Below are 11,771 nucleotides of genomic sequence, written 5' to 3'. Positions count from 1 at the left end.
TTAAGAAGGTTTTTTTAGTCATTTAGTAATGCACAAATTCACGTTTTTGTCAAATTAATTTAGATGCGTTTACCCTGCCATTAGTCCGACATTAAAACTCTTTGACAATCCAGCCCTTTTTTAGCCTCGCCGATCGCACTATAAATCTTTTTATTGCCAGAACCCTACTACAGGTTTTTGACTATCAAGTACAAAAACCAAAAGAGGCTCCCTTACAAAGGTTAGCTACTAAACAAGAGCTAAGTTTGGCTAGTTTTAGCCAGCCGATTGGTTGGATTGTGGTGTCGAGCTTCTACCTTGTTAAGCATAGCAAGGCGTTACCTCTTATGCCTTACCTAAGCTTTTTTGAGGTTATAAGTAGCCAGAAACTTATTTATAAAGCAAGCTGGTCCTTAAGAAAAAAAGCCTTGCCACATAAGGCTTACAGCCGACCGCCACCCTTAGTAAAAACTACAGTAAATGTCTTGACCGACGTATTGCTAGTAAAGAAGTTGTGAAACAGGAAATCGCTACGTGGGAAAAACGCAGAAATGAACTCTCCTGTACAGTAGATTGCCAATTTACTACCTAAGATGCCCAGATTAAATTGAAGCGCCTTTATCCGTCAATTAATTTTTGACAGACTACTAGGTTCCTCTGAGACTTTAACGACCAGTTTTCCCTTATTGTTGCCGTCGAAAAGTTTTAGGATTGCTTTCGGTGCATTTTCCAAGTCCTCGATAACCTCCAGAGCATATTTAATTTTCCCCTGATTGAGCTACGATCCAAGGTCGCTTATCGCTTCAGACCATCGGGGAATATAATCGAGGATAATGAACCCCTGCACACGAACACGCTTTATCAGAATCTTGCTGTAATTATAAGAGCCTATTTGATATTTTACTTGCTACTGCACGCTTATTTGGTGAATACTAAGCACTTCAAAAACGGGTTTACAAGCTGATGCTACTGTACTTCATAAGCTTGGAATACGCTGTAGCTGGCTGCTTCTGTCATTTGGCTTAATTTATGACACGCCCTACATGGATCTGAAAAACTTCTGCGTAAGGTGATCGCCGACACACTGATTGCCGATCGGGGGTATCATAATGATCAATACGTAAGTAATGGGCTTCAGGTACAAGGCAAAATACCAGTAATTTCGCCTAGACGCAAGCCATGTAACCCTCGTGCTGACGAGCGGGACTTCTACAAGAGCTCGTCAAGGCAATAAAAAACTGATAATTTCAACTGAAGTAGTATTGGGCGATTACGAGACGTTTGTCTAGGGGTAGCCAACTTTCTCGGTGCGAGTTACCTTGGTGCTTCTGCTATATGGTTAAATGGATAACGCCCTCTAGGGAGGGTGAAATAAGAAGTATTTGTACAACTGTACCGTCGGTGTCGGATGATCTAAAATAGAAAAAGTAGTATGAAAATTGCCCTAGTCCATGATTACTTAACACAGCCTGGTGGGGCAGAGCGTGTATTTGAATTGCTGTGTAAACGTTACCCCCATGCTGATATTTTCACGTCTCTGTACGAACCTAAACGAACTATTGATCTAGGCGAACGTGAAGTTCGCACAACTGTACTTCAGAATGTTCCAGGGGCAAGTAAGAATTTTAGGCTAATGGCTCCATTTTATTTTTCAGCCTTTCGAGCCTTGGATCTAAAAGACTACGATCTAATTATCAGCAGTACCACGAGCTTTGCTAAAGCTGTGCGAAAAAGACCAGGAGCCACACATATTTGTTTCTGTCACAATGTCACCCGTTTTTTGTGGGATACCACAACTTATCTTCGAGACTATGCTACCTATCGAAAACTTTCTGGTATGCTCGAACCGATTTTTCAACAGATGAGAAAAGCCGATTTAGATTCTGCTCAGGAACCTGACTTTTACATTGCTAATTCCAGCACAGTTGCCAGTCGTATCCAGCAATTTTATGGAAAGCAATCAGTCGTAATTAACTATCCCATAGACATCAAAAAGTTTATTTTTTCTAAAGATAAAGAGGACTTTTATTTGACCTCAGCTCGTCTTCTTGGTTACAAACGTATCGATGTGATTATTGAAGCATTCAATTGGCTGGGATGGCCACTATTGATCACTGGTGAGGGCCCAGAGCGAGAGCGTCTTGAGTCGAGAGCTTTAAAAAATATTAAATTTCTAGGTCATGTCAGCGATACAGAACGTAGTCAGTTGATGTCTAAAGCTTGTTGTGTTATTGTTGCTGCCCTGGAAGATTATGGCTTAGTTCCAGTGGAAGCTAATGCTAGTGGGACGCCCGTAATTGCCTATGGTAAGGGTGGCGTCTTAGATACTCAGATACCAGGTAAGACTGGTATTTTTTTCAATCTACAGACACCTGAAGCGATTCACACAGCAGTAGTTGAGTCCAGTAAGATTGCATGGGATTACGAAACAATTCGAGACCATGCGATTGCTCACTTTTCCGAAGAAGCTTTCTTTGAAAAAGTAGAGGGTGTGATTGAGGAAGTTTGCTGTCGTCATCAGCCATAAATATATTTGGTTCAATAGGTTTATGATTGAGGCGTAGAAGTGACTGAAAACAATATAAACTCAATTGCCGAAACAGAAGCAGGCTATGGAGAACTGTTTGCAGCTTTAATCCGCCGACGTTTTTGGTTGCTAAGTGTCTTGTGTATTGTCTTGGCTGCTGCCACTGTAAAAGCGTTGAAGGAAAAGCCTACCTATAAAAGCTCAATGCAGCTCCTGGTAGAATCTAATTACCAAGGGAAAAAAGATAGTAAAACAGATAATCAATTTGCTGATTCTAATGTTGAGATAGATAATGCTACTCAGCTTAGTCTGATGCAAGGTTCTCAGCTCATCCAAAGAGCGGTGAAATTGCTGCATCCTGAGTACCCAGGGATCGATGTAGAGGAGATTAAAAAATCCTTAGTCGTCACTCAATTGGCAGATGAGAGGGCAAAAACCGAGACTAAAATTTTTGAAGTAACTTACACGGCTAATAATCCGACTCAAACCCAGAAAGTTCTACAAATAATGCAACGGGTTTATCTGGATTACAACCGAGAACAGCAGAGACTACGTTTAACTAAAGGTCTTGCCTTCATTGATGAACAATTACCAAAGGTTCGTAAGAACGTTGCTCAAGTTGAGGCGACCTTAGAAGAGTTTCGCAAAAATCAAAATCTGATTGAGCCTGAAGTACAAGCAAAAGCTCTGACTGAGGCAATTAACAACATTCAGCAGGAGCGACGGGCAAACCAGGCGACTAAAAGGGATCTTCAGGCTCAATACGACTCTTTGCAGCAGCAGCTTGCTAGTTCTCCGCAGGAAGCGCTCGTTGCAGCACGGCTAAGTCAGTCTTCTCGTTATCAAGCCTTACTCAACGAAATCCAAAAGACAGATTTAGCTATCGCCCAGCAACGAATACGCTTCACTGACAAAAACCCAGTTATTCAAAAGCTACTCTCGGAGCGCAACAAGCAACTAAGTCTCTTGCAAGCAGAAGGGCAACGTGCTACACCAGAAGTTTCTGCTCAGCTCCCGGGTACGGGAGAAAGCCTTTTGAAAGAAAGGCAACTCGGTACAACTGACTTAACTATCGCTACTAAGCTTCTGGAGGTTCAGACAAACTTAAAGGGCTTAAGTGCACGCGACGAATCACAGGCAAAAAAAGAGCAGCAGCTCCGTGTAGAACTCGATCGGTTTCCTAATCTATTGGCTAAGTACACTCGTCTACAAACAGAGATACAACTCAAGCGTGAAACATTTCAACAGTTAGAGAAAGCACGGCAGGACTTAAGCCTGGAAATTGCCCGAGGTGGATTTGATTGGCAAGTTGTTGAAGTACCGCAACCCGGTACAAAGAGTATTTCCAAAAAACAGCAGAACATTATGCTGGGTCTCGTGGTTGGGTTGTTCTTGGGTGTTGTTGCGGCTTTTGCTCGCGATATGTTGGATGATTCTGTTCATAGCTCGGATCAGTTAACAAAACTGGTTCCTCTGCCTCTACTAGGAATGACTCCACAGCTACCGCAGGTCAAGAAGAACAAACCAATCATTAAGCTACCTTTAGGCAAGCGTCAAGTTTCTGCCGCTTGGGCAACCGAACCAATCATCAAGCTACCTTTCGGCTTGCCGGAAGGTATGGCGCCTTGCACGATAGAAGTAATTCATACTCCATCGGCTTGGGAATCTTTTGACCTAATTTATAAGAATATTCAACTTCAAAATTCTAGTTCCACCTTCAATCCTTTAATAATTACTTCAGCATTGGATGGTGAGGGAAAATCAACAATCGCATTAGGTTTGGCAATTAGTGCTGCGCGTCTACATCAACGGGTACTGCTAATTGATGCTGATTTTCGTCAGCCGATGCTGCATAAACAGCTCAATCTTCCTAATGAGTATGGGCTTTCAACTCTGTTGGAAAGTAACGCTACAGTGCCAATACGCAGTTATGTTCCATCATCAGACCTATATATTGATATTTTGACTTCTGGGTCAATACCCAAAGATCCAGTAAATCTGTTAAGTTCTCCTCAAATGCAGAGATTAATGGCAGGGTTTGAGCAGAATTATGATTTAGTTCTGCTAAATGCACCTCCTGTTTTAGGGATGGTAGATGCTCTGCTGGTTGCATCTTGTTGCCGGGGGGTAGTGTTGGTGACACGCATTGACCTGGTGACAAAAACCGCACTCACTGAGACTACAGCCATGCTGAACAAGTTAAATACGATCGGGGTGATCGCGAATGGGGGTATTAGTCTCAAAAAGGGTAAGATACCCCAATTATGAAAAAAATGATGGTTTCTTGACAAACTTATTGACAATACTTGCTCATTCTCTACGATCCCGACCCTATAAAGTGACGATCGCCAGCGAGTATCTTTCTTGAGAGCGCTCAACTCCAAACCCTACGATGCCAAGCCTTTCAACTTGGTTGTCACCCCGTCAAGCGAGCGACATCAGTTATTCGCGTCCCTTTAATACATAAATTATGTAATTTATCAATAGATAAATTATCGATAAAAAAATGACAAACTATTGACTTGCTTTTAAAGTGTGTCATAATAAGTAGATGCTTATACTTACGTAATTTTTTAACACATTAATTTCTAGGAGATTTTACTTTACAATCAATAATTAGTAAAATTAGCGTCCGGTAATCAGAACCTATGGCCAATTCAACACTCTCAAGTTTAAATATCTATTCCTCTGTAGAGCAACAGCATTCAAATAATTACTTACCTCACTGCATTCTTAAGTGGCGACAGGGAATGTTATTCGTCAGTCTCGGACAACAGACCAAGCAGCCTTATATCTCCGCGTTTGAGACTGAGCAACAGCTAGTAGAATGCTTGAAACACTCTCCAGTACGGTTGGTTTGCCTCCATCCAACCCTAGGTGAGGCAACACTGAAACTCTGGGCAGATGCCTGCGAGCAAGCCAATAAACCCGTGTTTCTACGGAGGACTATTCAACAAAAAACATTTCAAAAGCAAAGCCAACTTAGTCCCCAGCCCAAGCAATGGATGGACTCAATTGCCACCTTTCTTTTGCTTTTATTGCTCAGTCCGATTATACTGGCAACAGGTATATCGATCTACCTCTATTCACCCAAGCGGATTTTCCCTAAGCAATGGTACATTGGCACAGGAGGCAAGTTCTTCCGGCTTCTCAAGTTTCCCACGACAGTAGCTAATGACAATTCTCGTACTACACGTTTAATTCGTTGGATGTGTAAGTACAACCTGGATAAGTTACCCCAGTTGTTCAATGTGCTACGGGGTGGGATTAGCTTGAAGGATTCATTCTGTCCTTTGACGATCTCTGAGGCAGTACGGCTCGGCTGGGAAGGTCAACAATAGGTGAGTACATTATTGGAAATTGCAGAAGCTCAGATTTAGGGAAACAATTCAAATGAGGTTAGTTTGGTTGTATATAAACACTGAATTTTCAATTTAAAAAGCTTCTGCGCTTTATGCCAAGTTTAGGGAAGCAATAGAGGGCTAACGCCATCCTTCTCTAACGCACCTACAAAAATCCAGATTTTTCAGGGGATCTTGATTCTGTCTTGGAAATTACAACCCACCTTCTGCACCTCCTAAATGTAGGGGGTTGCACACTCTAACTACCCATACAGATAGCGAGTAATGATGAGCTAAAGTCCATATATAGCCAGTGAACACTCCAACTAGGGAGGTGGAAATAGGTGAAAAATGACAAAAATTTTAGTTACGGGTGGAGCAGGTTTTATAGGTTCGGCAACAATAGCGGAAGTTCAAAAGTCTGGTCATGATATTTATGTTATTGATGACTTATCCTTTGGCAATAGAGATTTTTTGACAATTCCTGATACGTATTTTCATCAGCTTGATATTTTGAACGGACATGGCTTAAACGAAGTTATTCAGAAAATCGACCCAGATTGGATTATTCACCTGGCTGCCATACACTTTATTCCCTACTGCAATCAACATCCTCTCAAGTCGAGTAACATTAACATACAAGGGACTATCAACGTATTAAACGCTGCTAAAAGTTTAAAAAATCTAAAAAAAATGTTTTTTGCTTGGACAGCAGCAGTGTATCCAATTTGTGAAGATCCCATTCCAGAAACCCAGCAAACTAACCCTCTACATATTTATGGCTTATCTAAACTAGCTGGCGAACATTTGATGAATGAATTTCATCTACAAACATCTATCCATACAATAATTTGTAAGTTTTTCAATGCGTTTGGTCCAAATGAGGTTAATTTGCACTTGATTCCTGAAATTCAAAGGCAAGTTAATTCGGGGCTAAGAACTATTGAACTCGGCAATCTCGAACCAAAACGAGACTTTATCCACACGTATGATATGGCAAGAGCCATTATTATGCTACTTAATAAGTTTGATTCCGGAATTGATGTATTTAACTTAGGCAGTGGTCAAGAATATTCGGTGATAGATGTAGTAAAAGAATTTGAGAATCAACTGGGAGAAGAAATTACGATTAAAGTGGATCGGTCTAGAGTTGAGAAAAGTAGAGCGAAGGCATTTACGGGCTGATATCTGTAAGCTTAAAGCCTTTATAAGCTGGAAGCCTGAAATTAGTCTCAGTGAGGGTATTAAAACTTTACTTAACCTATGACCGTTTTCTCAGTAGCAATTTTTTGACCTTCTGCTGATTGTGTCCAATTTGAGATTAGGGTTTAGTACCTATCTCATTCTGGCTCGGGAATTATTTCATGTTAAGGATATTTCCTAAATTGTTTAACGCTTTACTTAACCCTCATAATTCCTATGTTCTCTAACTCATTCAATCCCATTCGTATTTTTTTAAAAAAATCTGAGTTATGGCAGGAAAATTACTTGATTTTGAGAGAATTTAAACATTTTCCCAGAATTGTATTTTTTGCGTTTATATTCACCTTTTTAGCGGCAACTTTTGAAGGGGTAGGAATTGGCTTTTTACTTTCCTTTATACAAAGCTTAACAAACCCCAATGGAGAATCTCTCAAAACAGGAATTCAATGGATTGATATTTGGATACTAGGGGCAAATACTTCAGCAAATAGCCGAACTGTTCGCATTAGCATTCTAATCCTACTTAGCACTTGGATGCGTGCAGCCTTTAACTACTTATCTATTATTTATATAGAAATTTCTCAGATTAAATTATTAGATAGACTTCGTAAGCAAATCTTTGAGCAGCTTCAAGCTTTTAGTCTTGGATACTTTGCTAAAACGAAGTCAGGAGAACTCGTTAACACCATCACAACTGAACTAGAGAGAATCAAAAGTGCTTTTGGAGGAGTCGCCTTTGTAATCACCCGATGCTTGGTAGGGGTAGTTTATGTGTCAACGTTGCTGCTGCTGTCATGGCAACTCACACTCCTGGCAGTGATGCTATTCGGTCTCCTGGCAGTGGGGCTATCTACGCTAAATGTAAGGGTACGAGAAGAAAGTTTTGAAATTTCAGCAGCTAATGGTCATTTTACTTCAACGGCTGTAGAATTTATCAACGGAATTCGTACCATTCAAGCGTTTGCTGCCCAAGAGTTTGAGCGGAAACGATTCTATCAAAGTAGTTCCCGTGTAGCCGAAAGCCTTATCAAAATAACTCGGCTGATGTCATCAGTTAAACCCTTGTCAGAAAGTATCGCTACAGCAATTCTTGTCAGCCTGATTATTATGGCATTCAATGGCATACTCATCGGTAAGTCATTACCTGTTGCTTCATTACTTACATTTTTCTTTGTATTGTTCCGTTTAGTACCAACCTTACAGGATGTGAACGGAACAAGGGTTGTTCTGAGCGGTCTCCAGGGAGCCTCAGTTAATGTTAAAGAACTCTTGAGAACCGATAATAAAGATTATTTTCCGAACGGCCACCTTGAGTTTTCAGGATTGAAAAGGGCAATCAATTTAGTCTCTGTAGATTTCGGATATGAACCTGACAATTTGGTGTTGCACGACATTAGCTTGACGATCGAACAGGGCAAGATGACCGCTTTGGTAGGAGGGTCTGGGGCTGGGAAGACTACACTCGCTGATATCATCCCACGATTTTACGATCCAACGCGAGGCACGATTTTGATTGATGGAGTTGATTTGAAAACCTATGAAATTAAGTCGCTGCGCCAAAAATTAGCAATTGTAAGCCAGGATACTTTTATTTTCAATGCTAATGTCCGTGACAACATTGCCTATGCTTTGGAAGGAGTGGAAGAGGCAGAGATTTTAGAAGCAGCCCGTCAAGCTTATGCTTTAGAGTTTATCGAACAACTACCAGAGGGATTTGACACTGAACTGGGCGATCGCGGTGTACGTTTATCAGGTGGTCAGCGCCAGAGACTTGCGATCGCTCGTGCTTTGTTGCGCGATCCAGAAATCTTGATTTTGGACGAAGCTACTAGCGCTTTAGATTCCGTATCTGAGCGACTGATCCAGGAGTCATTGGAAAAGCTGTCTATGGGTCGGACAGTGATTGCAATCGCCCATCGGTTATCTACGATTGTCCGAGCAGATAAGGTTGTGGTACTTGAGCAGGGGCGTATCGTCGAGCAAGGAGGATATCAAGAGTTGCTGTCACAGCACGGCAAGCTCTGGAAATATCACCAAATGCAGCATGAAAAGATATGATGAGGAGGAACTCCTTATTTCTCGATTTAACTTGATCGAAGGGAGTAGGCTTAAACAAAAACCTGCTTGATATAGTTTTAAGATCATTTCGAAGATAGCTGTAATGTTTTTTTGTTAGGATAATTTGGAACATGGATACATCAAAAAGCGAATCAAATAAATCGATTTGTTCCTCTAGCTCAGAAATACTAGATGTATTTCAAACTGACATTGAGAGTGGGTCTTCAAAGCAAATTCAAACATTAAGAACGAAATTTGATATCCTTCGGGTGGAAAATCAACACCTCTACACTCAGTTAGAGATGTTTTCAGATCTACACTATCTAATTTTTTATACTCTTAAAGCTACAAAGCGTGAACTACGTGAAAGGTATCATTTCCTTAGACATAAGCTCCATCGGTTTAAAGAGGATATTCTTAAACAGAAGAGAAGGTCCCGAAACCATAAAAACTTTAGCTCTGATTTTCAACCATATCAGGTTAATATCATTCATCCTATTCAGGAAAGACGACCCCGGATTTTACACGTGATCGGAAATTTTAGAACGGGTGGCTCGGCGCAACTAGTTGTAGATTTGATTGAACATTTGGGGCATCGTTTCGAACAAGAAGTAATTACTAAAGAACTCCCAGATATTGCTGGATATGCAGGAATAAATATCCATCTATTTGAGCAGTTTAAAAGTTTTCGTGAACCGCTTCAAATCCTTCAAATGCTTCAGCCCGATATTGTTCATATTCATTATTTGGGTACACATGAGAATGATTGGGTTGGACGAGATTGGAAGTGGTACGACAAAGTATTTCAGGCTATCCAAGTAAACAATTACACTGTGATTGAAAACATTAATATTCCAACTGATCCTTACGTCAGTAATAAGGTGAAGTACTATGTCTATGTTAGTGACTATGTTGCTCGTGAGCATGGTCATCTAAACAGCCGAAATGTAACGGTTTATCCTGGTTCAGATGTTTGCTTTTTTTCAAGAAAAGATACTGCTGATTTTCCAGATGATTGCATTGGCATGGTCTACCGCTTAGATGGCGACAAGATTAATGAAACGGCTATTGATGTTTTCATTAAAGTTGTTCAGCGTCGTTCACAAACAAAGGTTCTTATCGTAGGGGGTGGCAAATTGTTAGAAGTATATCAGGACGCTGTAAAACAAGCTGGTGTCACTGATGCTTTTACTTTCACTGGCTATATCTCTTATAAGCAACTGCCTAATCAGTTTGAGAAGATGAGCATTTTTATTGCTCCTGTATATTGGGAAAGTTTTGGACAGGTAAGCCCTTTTGCCATGAGTATGGGGCTTCCAGTTGTTGGTTATGATGTCGGCGCGATTCCTGAAATTCTTGGTGATCGTAATCTGCTTGCTGCACCTGGTGATAGCGATGCTTTAGCAGATATTGTTATTGAGCTTCTAGAAGATCGTGAACGGCGATTGAGTATTGGTTCAAGAAACCGTCAACGGGCACGGGAGTTGTTTTCAACAGAGACAATGATTGAGCGTTACAGCATTTTGTACGAGAACGTTCTAAAAGAGGCGAGACAAAATGCCTAAAGTACTGTATTGATGCCTGTGTATGATGGTGATCGCTATTTTCGAGAGGTGATTGGTAGCATTTAGTTAAGGATTTTGTATTTTTTTACAACTTCCTGGGATTATTAATCATAATAATTGAATCATATTATTAAACTAGGAGTTATTATGCCCAAAGTTTCAGTTATTATCCCAGCTTACAATGCAATGGCTTTTCTTCCAGAGACGTTAGAAAGGGTTCAAAATCAGACCTTTACTGATTTTGAAGTTTTAATCATTAACGATGGCAGCCCTGATGGCATTGTAGAATGGGCTTCTGAAATCAAAGATTCAAGAGTAAAACTAATTTCTCAAGAAAATCAAGGTATATCAGGAGCGCGAAACACGGGTATGTGGTCTTCTCAAGGTGAATATTTAGCATTTTTAGATGCTGATGATATTTGGGAAGCTAACAAGCTACAAAAGCAAGTAGAGTATTTGGAAAAACATCTAGACGTTGGTTTGGTAAGTTCTTGGATATCTAATGTCGATCGCAACGGAAATTTTATAGATCTCTATGATTGTTCTGAAGGTGGGAAGGATCTTACAAAAGCACTATTTCGCTCTAATATTTTTTATTGTGGTAGTACTCCCTTAGTCCGTCGCATTTGTTTTGAAAAAGTAGGTTTTTTTGAACGCAGCCTTAGCTCGGCAGCAGATTGGGATATGTGGTTACGTATTGCTTTGCATTTCCCAATTTTTGTGATCCCAGAACCACTTGTTCAATATCGTAGATATCCTAATAGTATGTCTACAAACTTCAGGTTAATGATTCAGGAAGTTGATCAGGTGATGGAACGTTCGGTTCAATTAGCTCCAAAGGAATTTAAGAATGTAGAAAGAACTGGTTCTAGCCATCTGTGCACCCTTTATGCTTGGGGATACCTCATTAAAGATGATTTTTATGAAGCTTTCTGGTTCGCCAAGCAGGCTTTCATTAGGAGACCAAAATTAATATTTTTTATCTCTTATCTTCGCCTAATTTTTTTGATTGCTGCCAAGCAATTTTTGAAACCTCAGACTTATAAAGCCCTGCATTCAATATTAGTGGGTTGGAAACAAAGAAAAAAATTTTAACTT

At 40.4% G+C, this 11,771-nt stretch carries 8 protein-coding genes; all 8 read left to right on the top strand.

What is annotated here, in order from left to right:
• Positions 1-101: 101 nt before the first annotated feature.
• Positions 102-497, top strand: coding sequence for a hypothetical protein (locus QUB33_RS22075; protein ID WP_333354260.1), 396 nt, complete (start codon positions 102-104; stop codon positions 495-497).
• Positions 498-1,411: 914 nt separating this feature from the next.
• A complete protein-coding gene (locus QUB33_RS22070) occupies positions 1,412-2,506 on the top strand; it encodes a glycosyltransferase (protein WP_333354257.1) in 1,095 nt (364 codons plus the stop codon).
• A 39-nt stretch (positions 2,507-2,545) separates the two neighbouring features.
• Positions 2,546-4,774 (top strand): polysaccharide biosynthesis tyrosine autokinase, encoded by a 2,229-nt coding sequence (locus QUB33_RS22065; protein WP_333354254.1) that lies wholly within the window; start codon positions 2,546-2,548, stop codon positions 4,772-4,774.
• Positions 4,775-5,154: 380 nt separating this feature from the next.
• Entirely contained in the window at positions 5,155-5,847 is a 693-nt protein-coding gene (gene hepC / locus QUB33_RS22060) for a heterocyst development glycosyltransferase HepC (protein WP_333354251.1), read from the top strand.
• Positions 5,848-6,198: 351 nt separating this feature from the next.
• Positions 6,199-7,032: an NAD-dependent epimerase/dehydratase family protein gene (locus tag QUB33_RS22055; protein ID WP_333354248.1), complete on the top strand. Its 834-nt coding sequence runs from the start codon at positions 6,199-6,201 to the stop codon at positions 7,030-7,032.
• Between the two features lie 234 nt (positions 7,033-7,266).
• Positions 7,267-9,108, top strand: a complete 1,842-nt coding sequence (gene hepA, locus QUB33_RS22050; protein ID WP_333354245.1) for a heterocyst formation ABC transporter subunit HepA — start codon at positions 7,267-7,269, stop codon at positions 9,106-9,108.
• A 131-nt stretch (positions 9,109-9,239) separates the two neighbouring features.
• Entirely contained in the window at positions 9,240-10,673 is a 1,434-nt protein-coding gene (locus QUB33_RS22045) for a glycosyltransferase family 4 protein (RefSeq protein WP_333354242.1), read from the top strand.
• Between the two features lie 147 nt (positions 10,674-10,820).
• A complete protein-coding gene (locus QUB33_RS22040; RefSeq protein WP_333354239.1) occupies positions 10,821-11,768 on the top strand; it encodes a glycosyltransferase in 948 nt (315 codons plus the stop codon).
• Positions 11,769-11,771: the final 3 nt, after the last annotated feature.

Source organism: Microcoleus sp. B3-A4, from assembly GCF_036705385.1.
Taxonomy (GTDB): Bacteria; Cyanobacteriota; Cyanobacteriia; order Cyanobacteriales; family Microcoleaceae; genus Microcoleus.
Note: the sequence above shows the minus strand (reverse complement) of the source record. Positions and strands in the feature narration are given on the sequence as shown.